Raw genomic sequence first — 21,715 nt, 5'->3', positions numbered from 1 at the left:
CCCGCGCCCCTTACGGGGCGCTGAAGGTGCCCTCTGTTCGGAGGAGCCGGCATCAGGCGCGAAACTGTTCACCATGAGTGAGTCCAGCGCCGTACCCCAGACCGTTCTCCTTCGCCGCGGTGAGGTCCACAGCCCCGCTGACCCTTTCGCCACCGCGATGGTCGTCGAGCGTGGCCAAGTCGCCTGGGTCGGTTCGGAAGGGGCCGCCGACGCCTTCGCGGACGGGGTCGACGAGGTCGTCGATCTGGATGGCGCTCTCGTCACGCCCGCGTTCACCGACGCGCATGTGCACACGACGTCCACCGGGCTCGCACTGACCGGCCTGGACCTGTCCGACGCGCCCTCTCTGGAGACGGCCCTCGCCCGTGTGCGGGACTTCGCCGGTGCCCGCCCGGACGACCGCGTCCTGCTCGGCCACGGCTGGGACGCGGCCCGCTGGCCCGGCGGACGGCCGCCCACGCGCGCGGAGCTGGACGAGGCCACCGGCGGCCGCCCGCTCTATCTGTCCCGGATCGACGTGCACTCGGCGGTCGTGACCACGGCCCTGCTCGACATGACGTCCCTGGGCCGCCCCGACGGCCCGCTCACCGCCGACGCCCACCACGCCGTACGCGCCACGGCCCTGGCCGCCATCACCCCGGCCCAGCGCGTCGAGGCACAGCGCACCGCGCTCGCCCGCGCAGCCGCCCTCGGCATCGGCTCGGTCCACGAGTGCGCCGGCCCCGAGATCTCCTCCGAGGACGACTTCACCGGCCTGCTGCGGCTCGCCGCCGAGGAGGCCGGACCGCGGGTCGTGGGCTACTGGGCCGAGCAGGATGTCGACAAGGCACGGGAACTGGGCGCCCTGGGTGCGGCCGGTGACCTGTTCGTCGACGGTGCCCTCGGCTCCCACACCGCCTGTCTGCACCAGCCGTACACCGACGCCGGACACACGGGCACCGCCTACCTGGACGCGGCCGCCGTGGCCGCGCACGTCGTCGCCTGCACCGAGGCGGGCCTCCAGGCGGGCTTCCACGCGATCGGCGACGCCGCCGTGACCGCCGTGGTCGAGGGCATGCGCGCCGCCGCCGAGAAGGTCGGCCTGGCCCGGATCCGCGCCGCCCGGCACCGCGTCGAGCACGCCGAGATGCTCACCCCCGAGACCATCGCCGCCTTCGCCGACCTGGGCCTGACCGCCTCCGTGCAGCCCGCCTTCGACGCGCTGTGGGGCGGCGAGGACGGCATGTACGCCCAGCGCCTGGGCGTGGAACGGGCGCGCGCCCTGAATCCGTTCGCGGCGCTCCTGAAGGCCGGCGTGCCGCTCGCCTTCGGCTCCGACAGCCCCGTCACCCCGCTCGACCCGTGGGGCACGGTCCGTGCCGCCGCCTTCCACCGCACACCCGAGCACCGCGTCTCCGTGCGCGCCGCGTTCACGGCCCACACGCGGGGCGGCTGGCGGGCGATCGGCCGGGACGACGCGGGCGTCCTGGTGCCGGGCGCACCCGCCGACTACGCGGTCTGGCGTACGGACGAGCTCGTCGTCCAGGCCCCTGACGACCGGGTCGCCCGCTGGTCCACCGACCCCCGCTCCGGCACCCCCGGCCTGCCCGACCTGTCGCCGGGCGCCGACCTCCCGATCTGCCTGCGCACCGTGGTGGGGGGCCGGACCGTGTTCGTACGGCCGGGCGAGTGATCTCCCGGGGTGGCGCGCCTCCGATCGGGCGCCGCCGCCCCGTCTCGCGACCTGCGTATCCTCCGCACTGACCAGGGCTTTGAGGGAAGACGCCCAGCTCAAACGGCTGTTGACAGCCGACGGCAGGGGGCCGGTAGGTTCGGCCCAGTCCACCACCGGACGCCCGACCGGGGAACGTCCGTCAACTCGTCGCCGCGCCGCTGGGTCAGGGACGGTGTGCCGCACCGGGCACCGCCACTGGGAGCCAGGCTCAGCGCCCGCGCCGCCGCGAGGGAACGTTCCGGCCGGTCGGGGAGGTGTGACCCGGGTGGGGCCCGGGCGCTCAGTAGACAACGGCTTTCGGTCGATCCGCAGCCAGCGGGTCCCAGGTCGGCCCGAAGGGCGCCGGGCCCCCATCCGCAGTACGCACAGCTGTCGAGAAGCGCGTTCTTACCCCGCTTTTGTTAAAACGACACCACCATACGAACGTCCTGTCACGTCGGCCCAGGCGGCGACGACTATGGTGGACGCCTGCGTACGAACCTGAAGGGGCAGCAGTGAACGACGGCGACGGGACCCTCGCGGCACAGGGCCACGGGAGGCAGTTCGGCCCGCTCGGCACGGCTCTGGTGATCATTCCGACCTACAACGAGGCGGAGAACATCAAGTCGATCGTCGGCCGGGTGCGCAAGGCCGTCCCCGAGGCGCACGTGCTCGTCGCCGACGACAACAGCCCCGACGGCACCGGCAAGCTCGCCGACGAACTGGCCGCCACCGACGACCATGTCCAGGTCCTGCACCGCAAGGGCAAGGAGGGCCTCGGCGCCGCCTACCTCGCGGGCTTCGCCTGGGGCCTGGAGCACGGCTACGGCGTCCTGGTCGAGATGGACGCCGACGGCTCCCACCAGCCCGAGGAGCTGCCCCGTCTGCTGACCGCCCTCAAGGGCGCCGACCTGGTCCTCGGCTCCCGCTGGGTGCCCGGTGGCCGGGTCGTGAACTGGCCCAAGTCCCGCGAGTTCATCTCCCGCGGCGGCAGCCTCTACTCGCGCGTCCTGCTCGACGTCCCCATCCGGGACGTCACCGGCGGCTACCGCGCCTTCCGCAGCGAGACCCTCGAAGGCCTCGGACTCGGCGAGGTCGCCTCGCAGGGCTACTGCTTCCAGGTCGACCTCGCCCGCCGCGCGATCAAGGCCGGGTACCACGTCGTCGAGGTCCCCATCACCTTCGTCGAGCGCGAGCACGGCGACTCCAAGATGAGCCGCGACATCCTCGTGGAGGCCCTGTGGCGGGTCACCACATGGGGCGTGGGGGAGCGGGTCGGCAAGGTGCTGGGCCGCGACAAGAAGGCCTGACGGCAGCCGCAGGGCCGCACAGGCCCCGCTGATCGTCCCCTTATCCCGTGCTGAGCCGTGTCCAGGCACACTGGACGCATGACGACTGGCGCTCCGACCCCGACGTACCCCGCCCGGCCCCCGCGCTCCCGGCTGCGCACCTTCCTGCCGCTGGGGATCGCCGCGTGGCTGGTGCTGGAGATCTGGCTGCTGACCGTGGTGGCGGGTGCCACGAACGGGTTCCTGGTGTTCCTGCTGCTGCTTGCCGGCCTCGTGCTCGGCGCGGTGGTCATCAAGCGGGCCGGCCGACGGGCCTTCCAGAACCTCAACGAGGCGCTCCAGCGCGGCACGGCCCCCTCCGGCGGCGGTGGCAACGGTCTGCTGATGCTGGGCGGCCTGCTCCTCATGCTCCCCGGTCTGATCTCGGACGCGGTGGGCCTGGTCCTGCTGATCCCGCCGGTCCAGAAGGTCATCGCCCGCCGCGCGGAGCGCACCTTCGAGCGCAAGCTCCGTGAGGCCGCCCCGGGCACCCTGGGCGACGCCTTCCAGCAGGCCCGTATGCAACGCCCCGACGGCAAGGTCGTCCAGGGCGAGGTCATCCGGGACGAGCCCGGGGACGCGCCCCGGGAGCCGCGTCCTCCGCTGATGGGCTGAGCCCGGCTCGGCTCGCGCCGAACGCACGAGACCGCGGGCGCCGTACAGGAAGTACGGCGCCCGCGGTCTCGATATTGCGTTGTGTTCCGCCCAAACCGCGGCGGGACTACGCGGACTTGCGGCTGTCCCTGGGGTGAATCGCGATGTTCATCGCCCCTGAGCGCAGAACGGCCAGGCGCTCCTCGAGGACCTCTTCGAGTTCCTCGCGGGTGCGCCGCTCCATCAGCATGTCCCAATGCGTACGCGCGGGCTTGGCCTTCTTTTCTTCAGGGCCGTCGCCGTCAACGAGGAGTGCCTGGGCCCCGCAGACCTTGCACTCCCACTCCGGCGGGATCTCCGCCTCGACCGAGAAGGGCATCTCAAAGCGATGTCCCTTCTCGCATGCGTACTCCACGGCCTGGCGCGGGGCCAGGTCGATGCCGCGGTCCGTCTCGTAGCTGGTCACCACGAGGCGCGTGCCGCGAAGAGCTCGCTCACTCATGAATCGTGCCTCCCGGGCTTGTCGCCCACAGGACAGGTGTCGCTGTCGTCGTCATCCGGTCAACGTCCGGTCGGCGGTAAAGATTCCCGTTCCGGGTCATGCGTCGCCGTCGTAGCCGCCCCTTGTTGTACCCACCGGCGCCCGGTTTGTCACATCTGCTAGCAGATGTCACCCAGCGTTTCGGTATCTTTGACGCGCAGTAACGGTACGCCTGGCAGGCCAAACGCGTACACTACCGCCCTTTCGCGCTGAACGCTAAATCTTCTCCGGAACGGGATTTCCCGCGTCGCTGATCGCCTGGCGCACCGGAACCCGTGCGAGCAGGCAGAACCCCAGGACGAAGAAGATCACCAGCGAGATGATCGCGTCCCGATAACTTCCCGTCAGCTGGTAGGTGATCCCGAACAGAAGCGGGCCCAGCCAGCTCATGCCGCGGTCGCTCATCTCGTACGCCGAGAAGTACTCGGCCTCCTTGCCCGGCGGGACGAGATGGGAGAACAGGGAGCGGGAGAGGGCCTGGCTGCCGCCGAGGACCAGGCCGATCCCGGCGGCCAGGACGAAGAACCACACCGGCGCGCCGGCCGGCAGGAAGTAGCCGGCCGCCAGGGTCAGCGTCCAGGCCACCAGTGAACCGAGGATCGTGCGCTTGGCGCCGTACACCCGGGCCAGCCGGCCCATGCCCAGGGCGCCCGCCACCGCCAGCACCTGGACCAGCAGGACGGCGCCGATCAGTGTCGACTGGCCGAGGCCGAGCTCCTCGGAGCCGTAGACGGAGGCCTGGGAGATCACAGTCTGGATGCCGTCGTTGTAGACGAGGTACGCCAGCAGGAAGGAGAGCGTCAGCGGGTGGCGGCGCATGTCGCGGAACGTGGCCGCCAGTTGGCGGAAGCCGGGCGCGGTCGCTTCCCTCGCCGGTGTACGGCGGTCGCGCAGGCGGCGTAGCGGAATGAGCGTGAAGGCACCCCACCACAGGCCCGCCGACGCCAGACAGATCCGTACCGCCATGCCCTCCGAGAGGCCGAAGGAGTCATGGGCGGTGTAGAGGACCAGGTTGACCACCAGCACCAGCGAGCCCGCCGCGTAGCCGAAGGCCCAGCCCCGGGAGGAGACCGCGTCGCGTTCCTCGGGCGGGGCGATCTGCGGGAGGTAGGAGTTGTAGAGCATCGCGCCCACGGCCGACGCGGCGTTCGCGACGATGAGCAGGACGCCGCCGAGCAGATAGCGGTCGCCGCCGAGGAAGAACATGGCCGTCGTCGCCGCGGCCCCGGTGTAGGCGGCGGCCGCCAGCAGCGGCTTCTTGCGGCCCGTGCGGTCGGCCGCCACGCCGACCAGGGGCATCACCAGCACGGCCAGGATCACGGACAGGGACACCGAGTACGCGAAGAAGGCGCCGGCCCGCACCGGAATGCCCAGAGGATGGACGTATCCGTCCGCGTCGGCGGCCTTCTCGGCGACCGACGTCAGATAGGGACCGAGGAACACGGTGAGCACGCTCGTCGAGTAGACGGAGCACGCCCAGTCGTAGAAGTACCAGCCGCGCTGCTCGCGCCGCCGCTCGGCGGCCTCGTCGGCGCCCGTGGTCCGTATGGCGTCGGTGCCCAACCCGGCCCCCTCACTGGTCCCGCGCCCAGTCCGCGGTTCCAGGGGAGCGAGGGCCCTCAGACCCAGACGCCCCGGTCCTCCATGACCTTGCGCAACGTGTCGATGTGATCGGTCATGATGCCATCCACTCCCAGGTCCAGGAGCCGGTGCATGGCATCGGGATCATTGATGGTCCACACGTGCACCTGGAGCCCGCGCGCGTGGGCGGTCCGCACGAAGCGGCGGTCGACGACCTGGATGCCGTTCTGGGCCTCGGGCACCTGGGCGGCGACCGCGGAGCCGCGCAGCGCGGCCGGCACACCCCAGGAGCGCAGCCGCAGATTGAGGACGCCCCGGGTGCCGTACGAGGTCGCCAGGCGCGGGCCGGCCAGGCGCTGGGCGCGCACGACCCGGGCCTCGGAGAAGGAGCCGACGCAGATCCGGTCCCAGGCGCCGGTGCGCTCGATCAGCTCCAGGAGGGGATGGAGCGCCGGCTCGGCCTTGATGTCGACGTTCCAGCGGGCCTCGGGGAACGTCTCCAGGAGCTCCTCGAAGAGCGGCACCGGCTCCTTGCCCGCCACGCGCGCGTGCCGCACGTCCGCCCAGGGCAGGTCCGTTATCCGGCCCGCCCCGTCGGTCATCCGGTCCAGGGTGCTGTCGTGGAAGGCGACGAGCCTCCCGTCCGCCGTGGCGTGCACGTCGGTCTCCAGGTACCGGTAGCCGGTCTCGATCGCCCGCCGGAACTGCAGCAGGGTGTTCTCCAGACCGTCCGCCGCCCCGCCCCGGTGGGCGAAGGGGATCGGGCCGGGATGGTCGAGGTAGGGGTGGCGTATCCGGGTGCTCACCTGCGCAGTATCGCGCGCCCGGGTTGCCCGGTGGCAACGACCGTGCTGCTGTCCGATGCCGAAGGGACGTCGAACACCCGTAGGAAGAGCTGGGCGAGCGGGCCGATGGACACCGCGTAGAGCACCGTGCCGACACCGATGGTGCCGCCGAGGGCGAAGCCGGTCGCGACGACCGCGATCTCGACGGCGGTCCGCATCAGCCGGATCGAGCGGCCCGTGCGCCGGTGCAGGCCGGTCATCAGACCGTCCCGGGGTCCCGGCCCGAAACGGGCGGCGATGTAGAGACCGGTGGCCACGCCGTTGAGCAGGATGCCCGCCAGCAGAAGGGGGATCCGTACGGCCAGGGTGCGGGCCTCGGGCACCGCGGCGAGCGTGCCGTCCATGGCGATGCCCACCACGAAGACATTGGAGACCGTGCCGAGGCCCGGGCGCTGGCGCAACGGGATCCACAGCAGGAGCACCGCCGCGCCCACGAAGATCGACACGACGCCGATCGTGAGGCCCGTCAGCTCGGCGAGGCCCTGATGCAGCACGTTCCAGGGCTCCAGGCCCAGGCCCGCCTCGACGAGCAGCGCGGAACTCGCTCCGTAGAGGGCGAGACCGACGTACAGCTGGATCAGCCGGCGCCCGAGCCGGCTCTGTGCGGACAAGTGGTGCCCCCTGTGGTCGTGGTGGCCTGGTCCATGACACCCTGTGGCGTGGGTGGAAGCATCATCCATGGCCAATTCGGGGAAGGTGGACTGATTTCCATGGCGCAGTGGACCTCGGCGATGGGAGCGGCGCAGCTCGCCCGGCTGCTCAACTCCCAGCAGGACCGTCCCGCGGGCCCCGGCACGCGCCGCCCGCCCGCCTACCGGGCGCTCGCCGACGGCATCCGGCTGCTGGTGCTGGAGGGCCGTGTCCCGGTGGCCGCCCGGCTGCCCGCCGAACGCGAGCTGGCCCTGTCCCTGTCCGTCAGCCGTACGACGGTGGCGGCGGCGTACGAGGCGTTGCGCGCCGAGGGTTTCCTGGAGTCGCGGCGCGGCGCCGGAAGCTGGACGGCCGTACCGGCCGGCAACCCGCTGCCGGCGCGTGGCCTGGAGCCCCTTCCGCCCGAGGCGCTCGGCTCGGTGATCGACCTGGGCTGCGCGGCGCTGCCCGCGCCCGAGCCGTGGCTGACCCGAGCCGTGCAGGGCGCCCTGGAGGAGCTGCCGCCGTACGCCCACACCCACGGCGACTACCCGGCGGGGCTGCCCGCGCTGCGCGCGATGATCGCCGACCGGTACACCGCGCGAGGGATCCCCACCATGCCCGAGCAGATCATGGTGACGACCGGGGCGATGGGCGCCATCGACGCGATCTGCCATCTCTTCGGGGGCCGCGGCGAGCGCATCGCCGTCGAGTCGCCGTCGTACGCCAACATCCTCCAGCTGATGCGTGAGGCCGGCGCCCGGCTCGTGCCCGTCGCGATGGCCGAGGGGCTGAGCGGCTGGGACATGGACCGCTGGCGGCAGGTGCTGCGTGACGCGGCGCCGCGGATCGCGTACATCGTCGCCGACTTCCACAACCCGACCGGCGCCCTCGCCGACGACGACCAGCGGCGCCGGCTGGTGGACGCGGCGCGGTCGGCGGGAACGGTCCTGGTCGCCGACGAGACGATGAGCGAGCTGTGGCTGGACGAGGGGGTCGAGATGCCGCGGCCCGTGTGCGGGTTCGATCCCGCCGGGTCCACGGTGATCACGGTCGGCTCGGCCAGCAAGGCCTTCTGGGCGGGCATGCGCATCGGCTGGGTGCGGGCTGCGCCGGACGTCATCCGCAGCCTGGTCGCGGCACGCGCGTACGCCGATCTGGGGACGCCCGTGGTCGAGCAGCTCGCCGTGAACTGGCTGTTCAGCACGGGGGGCTGGGAGCAGGCCGTGGAGGTGCGGCGGGTGCAGGCGCGGGAGAACCGGGACGCGCTGGTCGCGGCGGTGCGCAGGGAGCTGCCGACCTGGGAGTTCGAGGTGCCTCGGGGTGGGCTGACGTTGTGGGTGCGCGCCGGGGGTCTGTCCGGGTCTCGGATCGCCGAGGCCGGCGAGCGGGTGGGGGTTCGGGTGCCGTCCGGGCCCCGGTTCGGGGTGGACGGTGCCTTCGAGGGGTATGTGCGGCTGCCGTTCACCGTGGGGGGTGCGGTGGCCGAGGAGGCTGCGGCGCGGTTGGCGATGGCGGCGAAGCTGGTGGAGAGCGGAGCGTCCGGGGGCGGGGAAGCGCCGCGCACGTTTGTGGCGTGACGCCGACTGGATGTACTTAGGGGCGCGGGGCTGTATCGATCTGCGGCTACCGCCGCGTGGGCGCGATCAGCCCCCTGCGCCCCGCAGTCGCACGACTACCGCAACCACTTACGGCGCGTCCGCGGCCACCGCTTCCACGGGGACCGAATCCGCCGGCGTCGTCCGCGGCGGCAGCAACGCCAGCACCGCCTCCCGCGCCGCGTCGCTCGTCGCCTCGTCGTGCGGGTCCGGCGTCGCCGGCACCTGGAGGCGATGCACGGGCCCCGTGCCCAGGCGGGCGTAGCCGCGGCCCGGCGGGACGTCGGCGGCCGGAGTCGTGCGCGGGGGAGCGCCCAGGACCGCGGTCAACTGCTCCGGCGTCGCCGGGCCCAGCACGACACGCGCGCGTGTGTGCTGGCGTACCGCGTCGCTCAGCGCGTCCGCGCTGTCGAACTGGTCGGCCACGACCACGGTGACGCCCGCCGCGCGGCCGTGCCGCAGGGGGACCTGGAGGAGGGACTGCGGGTCGCGATGGCCGTCGGCGGCGGCCAGGTGCGTGAACGCGCTCGGGCGGTCCAGGAGGATCCACAGCGGACGCTTGGTGTCGTCCGGTGGCTGGTGGCCCGCCTGGCGGGCGTGGTTCATGGCGATCAGGCGCCGCTCCGTCTCGGTGGCGGCCCACTCCAGGCTCGCCAGCGCCCCGGTCAGCCCGCACTCGACCGCCAGGACGCCGTCCCGGCCGGTGAGGCAGGCGTACTCGCCGGTGCCGCTGCCCTCGACGATCACCACGTCGCCGTACTGGAGCGCCTGGAGCGCGATGGAGCGCAGCAGGGTCGAGGTGCCGCTGCCCGGCTGGCCCATGACCAGCAGGTGCGGCTCGGTGGAGCGGACTCCGGTGCGCCACACGACCGGCGGTACGTCGCGCTGCTCCTCGCCGTAGGTGAGCGGGAGCGTGCGCTGGACCTCGGTGGGATCGGTGAAGCCGAGGACCGTCTCGCCGGGGGACGTGACGAAACGCTGGGCGGCGATGTCGGTGGGCAGCGGCGGCAGGACGGTGACGGAGAGCTGGTTGCCCTCCTCGTCCCAGGCGAAGCGGTACTCGCGGCCGCGGCCGGACTTGGCGTGCAGCAACTGCTCGATCCGCGCGCGGGAGTCGGCCTCGCCGTCCAGGAAGTACGCGGGGTAGCGGATCACGAGGTGGGTGATCCGGCCCGTCTCGTCGAACTCGTAGACCGGGAAGGCCTTGTCCCATTCGCCGCCGTGGGCGAAGAGGGGATCGGGGTCCTCGGCGGTCGAGAAGTACGGCACCAGGGCCTCGTACAGAGACCGCAGGCGCTGGGTCTGCGACTCGTCGGGGCCCTCCGGGGCCGCTGGGGTGCGGTCCCGGCCCTGCCATGCCGCCGCCGCCATCAGGGTGACGACGGCGAGCAGCGGACCGTACGGCACGAGCGCCACGACCAGGACCACCGACGCCACCAGGAAAAGCAGCGGCCCGCGCTTGTCCTTGGGGGTGTCGGCCCACCTGCGCCGCCCGGCCGAAGCCAGCCGGCGCAGACCGCGAGTGATCGTGATCAGCGGGTGGAGGACGTCGGTGGCGCTGTCGGCCGCCGTGCGGGCCAGCTCCCGGCTCCGGGCGATCTGCGCGCTGCCTGTGCTCAGGATGCGGGGGAGGGGGCGCCGGACCACTGCTGTCTCCTGGAGGTGCGTACGGACGGGAGGAACGGCGTCAGAACTTGATGCCGCCGAGGAGGCTCGCGAGGCTCTCGCCGCCCGCCTTGATGCTGGGGGCGATGGCCGTGCTTGCCAGGTAGAAGCCGAACAGGGCGGCGACCAGGGCGTGGGACGCCTTGAGGCCGTCCTTGCGGAAGAAGATGAAGACGACGATGCCGAGCAGCACGACGCCCGAGATGGAGAAGATCATGTGAGTGCTCCTGGTTCAGGTGGGGACAGTCACCATGAGTACTTCCAGGATCACAGGATGTATCCATACGATAAAAGGTGCAACTGGGTGAATTTCGATTGATTTCACTCGCTCGGCGGGGTCGGCTTCGGCCGGATGAGCAGGGGACTTGCGTCCGACCGGGTCAGTGGTGATCTTTACCTCCGGCACATCGGGTCATGTGCGGCGCGAGCCAGTACCCTGGCGATTCACCTGAACGGTTGTATGAGAGGCGGTCCGGCCGATGACTGAAGCCCCCGACCCCGAGGTCGTGGAGCTGGCGACCAAGATCTTCGATCTGGCCCGCCGGGGTCAGACCGAGGCGCTCGTGGCGTATGTCGACGCGGGTGTTCCGGCCAACCTCACCAACGACCGCGGCGACTCCCTCGTGATGCTCGCCGCCTATCACGGCCACGCCGACGCGGTGCGCGCGCTGCTCGCCCGGGGCGCCGAGGCCGACCGGATCAACGACCGAGGCCAGACCCCGCTCGCCGGGGCGGTCTTCAAGGGTGAGACGGACGTCATCAAGGCTCTTCTGGAGAACGGTGCCGACCCGGCCGCGGGGACCCCGTCGGCCCTCGACACCGCTCGCATGTTCGCCAAGACCGAACTGCTCGAGTTGTTCGGCGCACACTGACCTTGATGTTCTGACCAGCGAAAACACGGAAAACGGGGGAGGCGGTACAGGGCCGCCGAAATTTCGGTCGCGGCAGATGTAAGTGCCGAGTCATCATGACGTCGTGATTCACGGACGCGATGGCTGGGCAGGTGTTGCCGCACCGCGCGGGCCGTGATGCGGCCCGCATGGGCCACCGACGAGAGGCAGAGGAAGATGGTCTACAGCAAGCAGGAAACGGCGGGCGCCCCGACGTGTTGTCACGCGGCCAGGTAAAGCAAGATCCCGGTTGCGTCGACGCTTGATGTGAGGCTGTTTCCCATGTTCGAACCGGTCATAGCGCCCAGCGGTACGCTGCTCGGCCTCCTCCAGAGGGGCCGCGGCGACGGCACACTGCACGCGCTCACCGCACCGCGCGCCGAGGCGCTCGCGGCTCTGAACCACTGCGTGCTGCGGGACCCCCGCCACGACTGGCAGGTGGAGAACCGCTCCCTCTACTACGCCCGTCTCTACCTCGACCTGAACGGCGAGCTGGACGAGATCGAGGCTCACCTCTTCGACGTCGAGGACCACTTGGACGACGAGGAGTCCCGCACCGGGCTCGCCCTGGCGGTCCTCGGGCACCTCGCCTCCTACGGCAGGCGGGACGCGCTCGAACTGCTGCGCAGGTACGCCGCCTCGGGGTCCAACTGGGCCTGGGCCCTGGACGAGCTCGCCCTCAGGGACGACGACGCCGGGCTGCGCGCCCTGGCCGCCCCCGTGCTGGCCCGCTTCGGCACCGACGCCGAGGGCGAGGCCGAACTGGCCGCCACCGTGCGCGATGCCTTCGAACCACGGCCGTGGCGGCTGTGGGCCGAGGATCCGCGCGAATCCATCGCCACACGCGTGCGTGCCGCCCAGGAGACCGGCTGTTTCGACCGCTGGCAACGCCAGATGCGACCTAGCGGGCCCCGTCCGGGGTGGAGCGTGCAGGCGGTCTTCGAGTGGGCCGAGCAGGGCATCGAACGCGGCGTCGCGCGCCATGTGCCGGCCGCCCGCTGCCTCATGGCCGTCGCGGGTCCGGAGGACCGGGCCGAGATCGTCGCCGCCGCCCAGGACGGCACCGAGGGCGCCCGCTGCACCGCGCTGCGCTACCTCGCCGACGGCAGTGATCCCGACGCCCTCGATCTGATCGAGGCGGCCGTGGTCACCGGCTCGGCACCGGTCGTGGAGGCCGCCGTCGACGCCTTCGAACGTATGCGCAGTGTCGCCGCCGTCGACCGGGCCCGCGGCTGGGCCCACCGGCCCGACCCGCTGGGCGCCGCCGCCGGACGCATGCTCGCCTGCCGCGGCGGAGCGCAGGACAAGGACCTGGTGCTCGTGGCCCTACGAGAGGCCGTACGAGGCGAAGGGCCGGACGCGCCGACCCTGTGGACCCTCGTCGACGGCACCGGACGGCTCGGCATCACCTGCGCCGCACCCGTGCTCCGCCACATCTACCGGGAGACGGCCTCCTCCCATCTGCGCGGCCGGGCCGCCCGGGCCCTCGCCGCCACCGACCCCTCCTACCCCACCGGTTTCGCCGTCGAGTGCCTCTGGGACTGCGAGGAGACCACCCGCGAGATCGCCGCCCGGCACGCCGAGACCGGTGACGCCCGGGTCGTCGAACAGCTTCGCCGCCTCGCCGCCGATCCGGCCGAGGAAGCAGAGGTCCAGACAGCCGTACGCAGCCGGATCGGACCGGACGCCACCATGATGTGAAGGCCTGCCCCCAGGGTGAACTCGGGGTGACCCGCGGGTCAGGTGCGCATGGACACGGCCTGACCTGCGCGGGGGTGCGAGGGAACGCTCATGGGACGTTCCTCGTTCGGAAAGATCGACGTTGACGCGAGCACGTCCAGCAGGGCGACAACACCCTTATGCGTGTCGTCATCGTGACCGAATCCTTTCCCCCCGATGTGAACGGCGTGGCCCACTGCGCGCTCCAGACCGCCCGGCACCTCGTAGATCGCGGTCACTCTCCGCTCGTCGTCGCACCGGCCACCGCGGCCGGCAGCGGGCCCGGCGTGGACACCCTCGCGCCCTGCCCCGTCGTCCGTGTCCCCTCCCTCCCCCTCCCCGGCTACCCCCAGGTACGCGTCGCCCTCCCCAGCCGACGCGTCGCCGCGGCCCTCACCGAGCACCGCGCCGACATCGTCCACCTGGCCAGTCCCTTCGTCCTCGGCGTCCGCGGCATGGCCGCCGCCGCCCGGCTCGGCATCCCCGCCGTCGCCGTCTACCAGACCGACCTCGCCGGATACGCCCGCACCTATGTGCACGCGGGCGAGGCGGCCGCCTGGCGCCGCATCCGCTCCGTGCACGCCGCCGCGAACCTCACCCTCGCCCCGTCCAGCGCCGCCCTGCACGACCTGGAGACCCACGGCGTCCCCCGGGTGAAGCTGTGGCCGCGTGGCGTGGACACCGTCCGCTTCCGCCCCGAGCACCGGGACGAGGCGCTGCGCCGCGAACTCGCCCCGAACGGCGAGCTGATCGTCGGCTACGTCGGGCGCCTCGCCCCCGAGAAGCAGGTCGAACTGCTCGCCGGTGTGTGCGGCCTGGAAAGCGTGCGGGTCGTGGTCGTGGGCGACGGGCCGAGTCAGCCCGGCCTGACCGAGGCACTCCCGGGCGCGGTCTTCCTCGGCCGTCGTACCGGCGACGAACTCGCCCGGATCTTCGCCTCGTTCGACGTCTTCGCGCACACCGGTCCCTTCGAGACCTTCTGCCAGACCGTGCAGGAGGCCATGGCCAGCGGCGTGCCCGTCGTCGCGCCCGCCGCCGGCGGCCCGCTGGACCTGGTCGCCCACGGGCGCACCGGGCTGCTGGTCCCGCCTCGCGACGCGGCCGCCGTACGGGACGCCGTGTGGGCCCTGGCCGCCGACCCCGGGCTGCGGTCCGCGTACGGCACCGCCGCGCGCGCCATGGTCGAGGGACGCACCTGGGCCGCCGTCGGCGACCAGCTGATCGGCCACTACGCGAGCGTGCTCGCCACACCGCGGACGGCGGTGGCGGCATGAAGCCGACCGGCACGGACGCGTTGCGGATCGTCCGCCTCGCCAACTTCGTCGCACCCGCCTCGGGAGGCCTGCGCACCGCACTGCGCGAGCTCGGCAAGGGGTACCGGGCGGCCGGACACGAGTCCGTGCTCGTGGTGCCGGGCGAGCGGGTCAGCGATGTCGAGACCGAACAGGGCCGCGTGATCACCCTGCCCGGCCCGCTGCTGCCGGGCACCGGCGGCTACCGGGTGCTCGCCGACAAACGGCGGGTGGCCCGGCTGCTGGAGGAGCTGGCCCCCGACCGGCTGGAGGTCTCCGACCGGACCACGCTCCGGTGGACCGGCAGGTGGGCGCGGCGGGCCCGGGTGCCCGCCGTGATGGTCTCCCACGAGACCGCCGACGGCGTCCTGCGCACCTGGGGTGTCCCGGAGGGCGCGGCCAGGCGGGCCGCGGACGCGCTCAACGTGCGTACGGCACACACGTACGCGCGCGTGGTGTGCACCACCGAGTTCGCCGAGCGGGAGTTCGTGCGCATCGGGGCGCGCAATGTCGTACGGGCGCCGCTGGGCGTCGACCTGGTGGAGCGGCACCCCGCGCTGTGCGACCCGGGGGTGCGTGCCCGGTACGCGCGCGCGGACGAGACGCTGCTCGTGACGTGCACCCGGCTCTCCGTGGAGAAGCGGCCCGGCACGGCGCTGGACGCCCTGGAGGCGCTCGTACGGCGTGGGCGGCGGGCGCGGCTGGTGGTGGCCGGGGACGGTCCGCTGCGGGCGCGGCTCGAACAGCGGGCGCGCGGGCTGCCGGTCGTCTTCCTCGGACACGTCTCCGACCGCGGGCTGCTCGGGGCGCTCCAGGCCTCCGCCGACGTGTGCCTGGCCCCCGGACCGGCCGAGACCTTCGGGCTCGCCGCGCTGGAGGCGATGGCGTGCGGGACGCCGGTCGTGGCGAGCGCCTCATCGGCGCTGCCCGAGGTGATCGGTTCCGCGGGGGCCGTCGCGGCGGACCACGGGGGTGCCTTCGCGGACGCCGTGGAGATGCTGCTCGATCGGCCCGCCGCCGCACGCCGGGAAGCCGCACGCGCGCGTGCGGAGTGCTTCGGATGGCGTACGGCGGTGGAGGCGTTCCTCGCCGCGCACGACGCGCCGGTCTCCGTGCCCGGAGGCGTCCGATGAGACCGGTCCGGTTCGTCGCCCTCGGGGACTCGCTGACCGAGGGCGTGGGCGATCCCGTCGGCGAGGGGTGGCGCGGCTGGGCCGCGCTCCTCGCCGGCGGGCTCGGCGAGTCGGTGGAGTCCGTGGAGTTCACCAACCTCGCGGTCAGTGGATCCCAGACGCGGGACGTGCTGGAACGGCAGTTGCCCGCCGGGCTCGCGCTGCGTCCGGACGTCGTGTCCGTCGTCGTCGGCGTCAACGACACCCTGCGCTGCACCTTCGACATCCATGCCGTGGCCTCACGGCTCGACGCCGTGTACGCGGCCTTCGTCGCACAGGGGGCGGTGGTGCTCACGGCCTGTCTGCCCGACCCGGGCGCGATGCTGGGGCTGCCGGGGGCGTTGGCGCGTCCGCTGGCTCGACGGCAACGGGCGGTCAACACGGTGGTGCACGCGCTGTCCGAGCGGTACGGGGCGGTGCATCTGCATGCCGCCGAGGGGGCGTGGCTCATGGACCGGGCGATGTGGAGTGCCGACCGGCTCCATCCGGGGGAGCGGGGGCATCGGCAGCTGGCCGTGCGGTTCCATGCGCTCCTGGCGGAGGCGGGGCTTGCGACGGGGGCCGCGCCCTCGCCCGAGCCGGAGTTTCCGCTGCCTACCAAGTCCGCGAGTCTGTGGTGGCTGGCGACGGCGGGTACGGGGTGGGTGGCTCGGCGGTGCACCGATCTGTTGCCGCAGTTGTTGAGGCTTGCGGTGGATGAGGTGGGGCATCGGGCTCGGGGGACGAGTGCGAGGCTTGATTTTCGGGCGTCCGCTGCGGTTTCGGCTGCTTTGTCTGCTCTGTCTGCCCAGGAGGCGGCTTAACCGTCTTCGTCTGCGGGTGCGTGGGGGCTGGTCGCGCCCGCGCGGCGGAGCCGCAAATTGATACAGCCCCGCGCCCCTGACGGGGCGCTCAGCGGCGGCGTACCTCTATGAAGCGGACCGGCATGCCGGGCACCGCTTGGGCCGCCGCCGCCAGGTCCTCGGTGCGGACGACCGCGATCACCGGGTAACCGCCCGTCGTCGGGTGGTCCGCCAGGAACACCACCGGGCGGCCGTCCGGCGGGACCTGGACCGCGCCCAGGACCATGCCCTCGCTCGGGAGTTCGCCCGGGAGAGCACGTTCCAGTGCCGGGCCCTCCGTGCGCAGGCCGATGCGGTTGCTCGCGGAGGAGACCCGGTAGGTGCGGGACGTGAAGGTTCGTACCGCCTCCCGTGTGAACCAGTTGTCGCGCGGGCCCAGGGTCACCCGTAGGACGAGTTCGGCCGGGGGCGCCGGCTGCGGGGCGGCGTCCACGGGTGCGTGGAGGTGTGTCGGTGTGCCCAGGGGCAGGACCGCGCCGTCCGTGAGTGGGGGTGGGCCGAGGCCCGACAGGAGGTCCGTGGAGCGGCTGCCGAGGACCGGGTCGACGGTGATGCCGCCGGAGACGGCCACGTAGGTGCGCAGACCGGCGACGGCCGTGCCGACGTTCAGGAGGGCGCCCGCGGGGACCGGTACCGGGGCGCCCCAGGCGACCGGGCGGCCGTCCACCGTCACCGGGCAGGGGGCGCCGCCGACGGCCACGAGGACCGCCGAACGGGGGCGTACGGCACAGCCGTTGAGCGTGGTCTCCAGGACGGCCGCGTCCCGGGCGTTGCCGACCAGGCGGTTGACGAGGGCCGCCGCGGGACCGTCCAGCGCCCCCGAGCGGGGCACGCCCAGGTGGGCGTGGCCCGGACGGCCCAGGTCCTGCACGGTGGTCAGCGCCCCGGACCGTACGACGGCGAGCGCGCGGTCCGTCATGCCGCACCCACCGGGACGAACCGCACGCGCGTGCCCGGCGACAGCAGTGCCGCCGGCACACGCGCGTGGTCCCACAGCACCGAGTCCGTCGTACCGATCAGCTGCCAGCCGCCCGGCGACGAGCGCGGGTACACGCCTGTGTACGGGCCCGCGAGAGCCACCGAACCGGGTGGGACGGCCGTGCGCGGGGTCGCCCTGCGCGGGACGTCGTAGCGCTGCGGCAGGCCGGTGAGGTAGCCGAAGCCGGGGGCGAACCCGCAGAAGGCGACGGTGAACTCGGTGGCCGCGTGGATGCGGGCCACCTCGCGCGGTGGGACGCCCCAGTGCGCGGCCACGTCGGCCAGGTCGGGGCCGTCGTAGCGCACCGGGAGTTCGACGACGTCACGCGCGCGTGGGGGAGACGGCGGTACGGCGGAGGCGGTCAGTTCGGAGGCCAGCCGGGCCGGGTCGGTCAGGCCGTCGAGGAGGACCGTGCGGGCCGCGGGGACGATCTCGGCCACGGTCAGCGAGCCCTCCGCGCGGCGGCGCAGCAGCTCCGCGTGGAGCGCCTGCGCCTCCTCGCCCGAGGAGACCTCGACGAGCAGCGCGCCGTCGCCGACGGGCAGCGCCCTCATGCGAAGGCCGCCACAAGGACGCCCGACGCCGTCAGCCGCTCCCGGATCCGGCGGGCCAGCTCCACGGCGCCCGGGGTGTCCCCGTGCAGGCACAGCGAGCGTGCCCGGACCTCGATGCGCGCGCCGGAGTGCGCGGTGACCGCGCAGTCCCGGGCCAGCCCCACCGAGCGCTCCACGACGGTGTCCGGATCGGTGACGACCGCGCCCGGCACGCCGCGCGGCACCAGCGTGCCGCCATCGGTGTAGGCGCGGTCCGCGAACGCCTCCGTGACCGTCGGCAGGCCCGCCTTCCCGGCCAGCTCCAGCAGACGCGAACCGGGCAGACCGAGGACGGGCAGGGTCGCGTCCGCGAGGAGCACGCCGTCGACGACCGCCGCGGCCTGTTCCTCGTCGTGCACGACCCGGTTGTAGAGCGCGCCGTGCGGCTTGACGTACGACACGCGCGTGCCCGCCGCCCGCGCGAAGACCTCCAGGGCACCGATCTGATACGCCACCTCGGCCGCCAGCTCGGCGGACGGCACGTCCATCGCGCGCCGCCCGAACCCGGCCAGGTCCCGGTAGGAGACCTGGGCGCCGATCCGTACGCCGCGCTCGGCCGCCTGCTCGCACACCCGCCGCATGGTCGCCGCGTCCCCGGCGTGGAAGCCGCAGGCCACGTTGGCGCTCGTGACGACGGACAGCAGCCGTTCGTCGTCGGTGAGCTGCCAGCGGCCGAAGCCCTCGCCGAGGTCGGCGTTGAGATCGATCGAGGTCATGGAACTTCCGAGTCTCCTTCCGAGGCCGCTTCTCAGGCCACTCGGTACTGCTGGTCGCGGGCGTCCGTGAGGAACATCTGCCCGGGCGCGTGGGTGATGGCGAACGGCGGGCGCGAGGCCATCACCGCGGCCTGCGGGGTCACGCCACAGGCCCAGAACACCGGGATGTCGTCCGGCTCGACGTCCACCGGGTCCCCGAAGTCGGGGCGGTCGAGGTCATCGATGCCGAGGGTCGACGGGTCGCCGCAGTGTACGGGGCCGCCGTGCACGGCCGGGAGCAGACTGCTCTCCCGGATCGCCGCCGACAGGTGCTGCGGCGGCACGGGACGCATCGACACCACCATCGGGCCGTGCAGCCGTCCCGCGGGCCGGCACTGCCAGCTGGTCTCGTACATCGGGACGTTGCGGCCCTGCTCAAGATGGCGGATCGGGACGCCGGCCTCGGTCAGGGCCCACTCGAAGGTGAAGCTGCACCCGATCAGGAACGACACCAGGTCGTCACGCCAGTGCGCACGCACATCGGTCGGCTCGTCCACCAGCTCGCCGTCCTGCCACACCCGGTAGCGCGGCAGATCGGTGCGCAGGTCCGCGCCGTCGGCCAGGACCGTCGTAGGGGAACCGGCGTCCGTGACGTCGAGCACGGGGCACGGCTTCGGATTGCGCTGGCAGAACAGCAGCATGTCGTAGGCCCAGTCCGCGGGCACCGAGATCAGGTTGACCTGGGTGTGGCCGGCCGCGACCCCGGAGGTGGGGCCGGTCAGGCCCGCCCGGAAACGGTTCCGGGCGTGGCGCGGGCTCCACGCGTGCGCGTGCTCGTCGACGAGGGTCAGGGGGCGGTCCTCTGTGCGGTTCACACCAGCTCCTTTCCGCGGGTCTCCGGCAGGCCGAAGAGCGCCAGTGCGGCGATGCCGTAGCCGATCGCGCCGAAGACCAGCGCGCCGCCCACACCCCAGCTGTCGGCCAGGAAACCGACCGTGGTCGGGAAGACGGCGCCCACCGCGCGCCCGGCGTTGTACGTGAAGCCCTGTCCCGTGCCGCGCACCGCCGTCGGGTACAGCTCGGCCAGGAAGGAGCCGAAGCCGCTGAAGATCGCCGACATGCAGAACCCGAGCGGGAAGCCGAGCACGAGGAGCAGGGTGTTGGCGCCCTCCGGGATGTTGCCGTACGCCAGGATGCAGACGGCCGACAGGAGCGCGAAGAGCCAGATGTTGCGGCGGCGGCCGAGACGGTCGGTGAGGTAGCCGCCGGTGAGATAGCCGAGGAAGGCGCCGGAGATCAGGAAGGTGAGATAGCCGCCGGTGCCGACGACCGACAGTCCGCGATCGGTCTTCAGATACGTCGGAACCCAGGTGGCGAGGGTGTAGTAGCCGCCCTGGACACCGGTGGAGAGCAGGCCCGCGAAGATCGTCGTACGCAGCAGGCCGGGTTTGAAGATCGCCGTGAAGGAGGTCTGGCCGGCGCTCTTCTCGCGGACCGCGACGGCCTCGGGCGCGTCCTGCACCCGGCGGCGCATCCAGACGACGAGCAGCGCGGGCAGCGCGCCCGTCCAGAACATCACGCGCCAGGCCAGGTCGTCGTCGAAGACCGAGAAGACCAGGGTGTACACGAGCACGGCCAGACCCCAGCCGACGGCCCACGAGCTCTGGATCACACCGAGCGTGCGGCCCCGGTGTTTCGCGCTCGCGTACTCGGCGACCAGGATCGCGCCGACCGCCCACTCGCCGCCGAAGCCGACGCCCTGGAGGGCGCGGAAGACCAGCAGTGACTCGAAGTTCGGCGCGAAGCCGCAGGCCACGGTGAAGACCGCGTAGGTGATCACCGTGATCATCAGGGCCCGGACCCGGCCGACCCGGTCGGCCAGCACGCCCGCGAGGGCGCCGCCGAGCCCGGAGGCGAGCAGCGTGACGGTGGTGAACAGGCCGGTCTGGCCGCTGTCCAGGCCGAAGTACGCGGCCAGCGCGACCATGCTCAGCGGGAGCGTGAAGTAATCGTACGAGTCGAGGGCATAGCCGCCGAACGCGCCGGCGAAGGCGCGGCGGCCGCGCGGTCCGAGGGCGCGGAACCAGCCCAACGCCCCGTCGTCGGCGGGGCGTTCGGTGGTCGTGGGCTGTGCGGTCATGGCCGGTGGCGGGGGAGTCGTGCTCATGTGCACCTCGCAGTGGGAGGACGGAGGGTGCGGGACTGAGCCGTGCGGTGAGCAGCAAGGTAGAGGATCGTTCAACGATCCTTCAATAGGCGTGTTGTTTCGTTCTCGTGTCTGCGGTTGAATTCCGGGCATGGCAGAGCAGCTGACCGGACTGGCCGACGACCGCGCCCTCCTGGGCCGCACCAGCACGGCGGAGCGGGTCGCGGACATCCTCAGAAGCCGTATCGCCGAGGGCTACTTCCCACCCGGCACCCGGCTGTCGGAGGACAGCATCGGAGGCGCGCTCGGAGTTTCCCGCAACACCCTGCGGGAGGCGTTCCGCCTGCTCACCCATGAACGTCTGCTCGTCCACGAGCTGAACCGGGGCGTTTTCGTGCGGGTCCTGACGGTGGAGGACGTCGAGGACATCTACCGCACCCGCCGCCTCGTCGAGTGCGCCGTCGTACGCGGGCTCGGTGAGCCGCCGTACGCCGAAGAAGGGCTCGCCGAGGCCGTCGCCGCGGGGCAGCGGGCGGTGCGTGAAGGTGACTGGAAAGCGTTGGGTACCGCCAACATCCACTTCCACCGCGAACTGGTCGCCCTCGCGGGCAGCGCGCGCACCGACGAGCTGATGCGCAGCGTCTTCGCCGAACTGCGGCTCGCCTTCCACGTGGTGGACGATCCGAAGGCGCTCCACGAGCCGTATCTCGCCCGCAACCGCCAGATCCTCGGGGCCTTGCAGTCCGGGGACCGCCGGGAGGCCGAGAAGCTGCTCGCCGTGTACCTGGACGACTCGCTGGAGCGGGTGGTCGAGGTGTACCGGCGGCGGGTCGGCGAGGACGGCTAGCGTTCCTATCGCTGGGGTGCGGGGTCGCTTCTGTGACGTTTGGGCCGTTGTCAGACCGAGGGCCT

Annotated in this window: 21 protein-coding genes; 10 read left to right on the top strand and 11 right to left on the bottom strand. The window is 72.6% G+C overall.

The window, feature by feature from the left end; all coding sequences use genetic code 11:
- Positions 1-73: 73 nt before the first annotated feature.
- The 3 genes from ACFY0U_RS36730 to fxsA all read left to right on the top strand — a co-directional run bounded on the left by ACFY0U_RS36730 (position 74) and on the right by fxsA (position 3,636).
- Entirely contained in the window at positions 74-1,672 is a 1,599-nt protein-coding gene (locus ACFY0U_RS36730; protein ID WP_388643310.1) for an amidohydrolase, read from the top strand.
- Positions 1,673-2,208: 536 nt separating this feature from the next.
- Positions 2,209-3,003, top strand: a complete 795-nt coding sequence (locus ACFY0U_RS36725; RefSeq protein ID WP_388643307.1) for a polyprenol monophosphomannose synthase — start codon at positions 2,209-2,211, stop codon at positions 3,001-3,003.
- A 78-nt stretch (positions 3,004-3,081) separates the two neighbouring features.
- Positions 3,082-3,636, top strand: coding sequence for an FxsA family membrane protein (gene fxsA, locus ACFY0U_RS36720; protein ID WP_388643305.1), 555 nt, complete (start codon positions 3,082-3,084; stop codon positions 3,634-3,636).
- A gap of 106 nt (positions 3,637-3,742) precedes the next feature.
- Here the strand turns inward: fxsA and ACFY0U_RS36715 are convergent, their stop codons facing one another.
- The 4 genes from ACFY0U_RS36715 to ACFY0U_RS36700 all read right to left on the bottom strand — a co-directional run bounded on the left by ACFY0U_RS36715 (position 3,743) and on the right by ACFY0U_RS36700 (position 7,193).
- Complete coding sequence (locus ACFY0U_RS36715) at positions 3,743-4,117, bottom strand: RNA polymerase-binding protein RbpA (protein ID WP_010046329.1); 375 nt, start codon at positions 4,115-4,117, stop codon at positions 3,743-3,745.
- 255 nt (positions 4,118-4,372) lie between these two features.
- A complete protein-coding gene (locus tag ACFY0U_RS36710) occupies positions 4,373-5,719 on the bottom strand; it encodes an MFS transporter (RefSeq protein ID WP_388643302.1) in 1,347 nt (448 codons plus the stop codon).
- Between the two features lie 56 nt (positions 5,720-5,775).
- Positions 5,776-6,543, bottom strand: coding sequence for a glycerophosphodiester phosphodiesterase (locus tag ACFY0U_RS36705; RefSeq protein ID WP_388643300.1), 768 nt, complete (start codon positions 6,541-6,543; stop codon positions 5,776-5,778).
- Positions 6,540-7,193 carry a YitT family protein gene (locus ACFY0U_RS36700; protein ID WP_388643299.1) on the bottom strand — a complete coding sequence of 218 codons (654 nt, stop codon included), beginning with the start codon at positions 7,191-7,193 and terminating at the stop codon, positions 6,540-6,542. Before ACFY0U_RS36700 ends, ACFY0U_RS36705 begins: the two co-directional genes overlap by 4 nt.
- 99 nt (positions 7,194-7,292) lie before the next feature.
- Between ACFY0U_RS36700 and ACFY0U_RS36695 the strand changes: the two genes are divergently transcribed.
- A complete protein-coding gene (locus ACFY0U_RS36695; RefSeq protein ID WP_388643297.1) occupies positions 7,293-8,792 on the top strand; it encodes a PLP-dependent aminotransferase family protein in 1,500 nt (499 codons plus the stop codon).
- A gap of 108 nt (positions 8,793-8,900) precedes the next feature.
- Here ACFY0U_RS36695 and ACFY0U_RS36690 read toward each other — a convergent pair whose 3' ends face one another.
- Together ACFY0U_RS36690 and ACFY0U_RS36685 are read right to left on the bottom strand one after the other, a co-directional pair.
- On the bottom strand, positions 8,901-10,457 hold the full coding sequence (locus ACFY0U_RS36690) for an ABC transporter ATP-binding protein (protein ID WP_388643294.1): 1,557 nt from the start codon (positions 10,455-10,457) through the stop codon (positions 8,901-8,903).
- 40 nt (positions 10,458-10,497) lie between these two features.
- The gene (locus ACFY0U_RS36685) at positions 10,498-10,692 is read right to left on the bottom strand and encodes a hypothetical protein (protein WP_046262076.1); all 195 of its coding nucleotides are present in this window, start codon (positions 10,690-10,692) and stop codon (positions 10,498-10,500) included.
- Between the two features lie 262 nt (positions 10,693-10,954).
- Here ACFY0U_RS36685 and ACFY0U_RS36680 point away from each other — a divergent pair, with 262 nt between their 5' ends.
- The 5 genes from ACFY0U_RS36680 to ACFY0U_RS36660 all read left to right on the top strand — a co-directional run bounded on the left by ACFY0U_RS36680 (position 10,955) and on the right by ACFY0U_RS36660 (position 16,351).
- Entirely contained in the window at positions 10,955-11,347 is a 393-nt protein-coding gene (locus ACFY0U_RS36680; RefSeq protein WP_388643291.1) for an ankyrin repeat domain-containing protein, read from the top strand.
- A 300-nt stretch (positions 11,348-11,647) separates the two neighbouring features.
- Entirely contained in the window at positions 11,648-13,066 is a 1,419-nt protein-coding gene (locus ACFY0U_RS36675) for a HEAT repeat domain-containing protein (RefSeq protein WP_388643289.1), read from the top strand.
- Between the two features lie 158 nt (positions 13,067-13,224).
- A complete protein-coding gene (locus ACFY0U_RS36670; RefSeq protein ID WP_388643287.1) occupies positions 13,225-14,358 on the top strand; it encodes a glycosyltransferase family 4 protein in 1,134 nt (377 codons plus the stop codon).
- A complete protein-coding gene (locus ACFY0U_RS36665; RefSeq protein ID WP_388643286.1) occupies positions 14,355-15,509 on the top strand; it encodes a glycosyltransferase in 1,155 nt (384 codons plus the stop codon). Before ACFY0U_RS36670 ends, ACFY0U_RS36665 begins: the two co-directional genes overlap by 4 nt.
- Entirely contained in the window at positions 15,506-16,351 is an 846-nt protein-coding gene (locus tag ACFY0U_RS36660) for an SGNH/GDSL hydrolase family protein (protein ID WP_388643284.1), read from the top strand. The genes ACFY0U_RS36665 and ACFY0U_RS36660 overlap by 4 nt, the downstream gene beginning before the upstream one ends.
- A gap of 88 nt (positions 16,352-16,439) precedes the next feature.
- Here ACFY0U_RS36660 and ACFY0U_RS36655 read toward each other — a convergent pair whose 3' ends face one another.
- From ACFY0U_RS36655 to ACFY0U_RS36635, 5 genes are read right to left on the bottom strand one after another with little or no spacing between them, the layout of a single operon-like run.
- On the bottom strand, positions 16,440-17,309 hold the full coding sequence (locus tag ACFY0U_RS36655; protein ID WP_388643282.1) for a biotin-dependent carboxyltransferase family protein: 870 nt from the start codon (positions 17,307-17,309) through the stop codon (positions 16,440-16,442).
- Entirely contained in the window at positions 17,306-17,923 is a 618-nt protein-coding gene (locus ACFY0U_RS36650) for an allophanate hydrolase subunit 1 (protein WP_388643281.1), read from the bottom strand. Before ACFY0U_RS36650 ends, ACFY0U_RS36655 begins: the two co-directional genes overlap by 4 nt.
- Entirely contained in the window at positions 17,920-18,678 is a 759-nt protein-coding gene (locus ACFY0U_RS36645) for a LamB/YcsF family protein (RefSeq protein WP_388643278.1), read from the bottom strand. Before ACFY0U_RS36645 ends, ACFY0U_RS36650 begins: the two co-directional genes overlap by 4 nt.
- Before the next feature lie 32 nt (positions 18,679-18,710).
- Positions 18,711-19,532, bottom strand: a complete 822-nt coding sequence (locus tag ACFY0U_RS36640) for a putative hydro-lyase (protein ID WP_388643275.1) — start codon at positions 19,530-19,532, stop codon at positions 18,711-18,713.
- Positions 19,529-20,824, bottom strand: a complete 1,296-nt coding sequence (locus ACFY0U_RS36635) for an MFS transporter (protein WP_388643274.1) — start codon at positions 20,822-20,824, stop codon at positions 19,529-19,531. Before ACFY0U_RS36635 ends, ACFY0U_RS36640 begins: the two co-directional genes overlap by 4 nt.
- Before the next feature lie 130 nt (positions 20,825-20,954).
- Here ACFY0U_RS36635 and ACFY0U_RS36630 point away from each other — a divergent pair, with 130 nt between their 5' ends.
- Complete coding sequence (locus ACFY0U_RS36630; protein ID WP_388643271.1) at positions 20,955-21,650, top strand: GntR family transcriptional regulator; 696 nt, start codon at positions 20,955-20,957, stop codon at positions 21,648-21,650.
- Positions 21,651-21,715: the final 65 nt, after the last annotated feature.

The organism is Streptomyces sp. NPDC001536 (assembly GCF_042894505.1).
Taxonomy (GTDB): Bacteria; Actinomycetota; Actinomycetes; order Streptomycetales; family Streptomycetaceae; genus Streptomyces.
Note: the sequence above shows the minus strand (reverse complement) of the source record. Positions and strands in the feature narration are given on the sequence as shown.

Excerpts from the sequence above, each read along its gene's own strand:
- ACFY0U_RS36670 (WP_388643287.1), top strand. The coding sequence starts at position 13,225 with ATGCGTGTCGTCATCGTGACCGAATCCTTTCCCCCCGATGTGAACGGC.
- ACFY0U_RS36665 (WP_388643286.1), top strand. The coding sequence starts at position 14,355 with ATGAAGCCGACCGGCACGGACGCGTTGCGGATCGTCCGCCTCGCCAAC.
- ACFY0U_RS36655 (WP_388643282.1), bottom strand. The coding sequence starts at position 17,309 with ATGACGGACCGCGCGCTCGCCGTCGTACGGTCCGGGGCGCTGACCACC.
- ACFY0U_RS36685 (WP_046262076.1), bottom strand. The coding sequence starts at position 10,692 with ATGATCTTCTCCATCTCGGGCGTCGTGCTGCTCGGCATCGTCGTCTTC.
- fxsA (WP_388643305.1), top strand. The coding sequence starts at position 3,082 with ATGACGACTGGCGCTCCGACCCCGACGTACCCCGCCCGGCCCCCGCGC.
- ACFY0U_RS36695 (WP_388643297.1), top strand. The coding sequence starts at position 7,293 with ATGGCGCAGTGGACCTCGGCGATGGGAGCGGCGCAGCTCGCCCGGCTG.
- ACFY0U_RS36635 (WP_388643274.1), bottom strand. The coding sequence starts at position 20,824 with ATGAGCACGACTCCCCCGCCACCGGCCATGACCGCACAGCCCACGACC.
- ACFY0U_RS36680 (WP_388643291.1), top strand. The coding sequence starts at position 10,955 with ATGACTGAAGCCCCCGACCCCGAGGTCGTGGAGCTGGCGACCAAGATC.
- ACFY0U_RS36630 (WP_388643271.1), top strand. The coding sequence starts at position 20,955 with ATGGCAGAGCAGCTGACCGGACTGGCCGACGACCGCGCCCTCCTGGGC.
- ACFY0U_RS36645 (WP_388643278.1), bottom strand. The coding sequence starts at position 18,678 with ATGACCTCGATCGATCTCAACGCCGACCTCGGCGAGGGCTTCGGCCGC.
- ACFY0U_RS36730 (WP_388643310.1), top strand. The coding sequence starts at position 74 with ATGAGTGAGTCCAGCGCCGTACCCCAGACCGTTCTCCTTCGCCGCGGT.
- ACFY0U_RS36660 (WP_388643284.1), top strand. The coding sequence starts at position 15,506 with ATGAGACCGGTCCGGTTCGTCGCCCTCGGGGACTCGCTGACCGAGGGC.
- ACFY0U_RS36715 (WP_010046329.1), bottom strand. The coding sequence starts at position 4,117 with ATGAGTGAGCGAGCTCTTCGCGGCACGCGCCTCGTGGTGACCAGCTAC.
- ACFY0U_RS36675 (WP_388643289.1), top strand. The coding sequence starts at position 11,648 with ATGTTCGAACCGGTCATAGCGCCCAGCGGTACGCTGCTCGGCCTCCTC.
- ACFY0U_RS36650 (WP_388643281.1), bottom strand. The coding sequence starts at position 17,923 with ATGAGGGCGCTGCCCGTCGGCGACGGCGCGCTGCTCGTCGAGGTCTCC.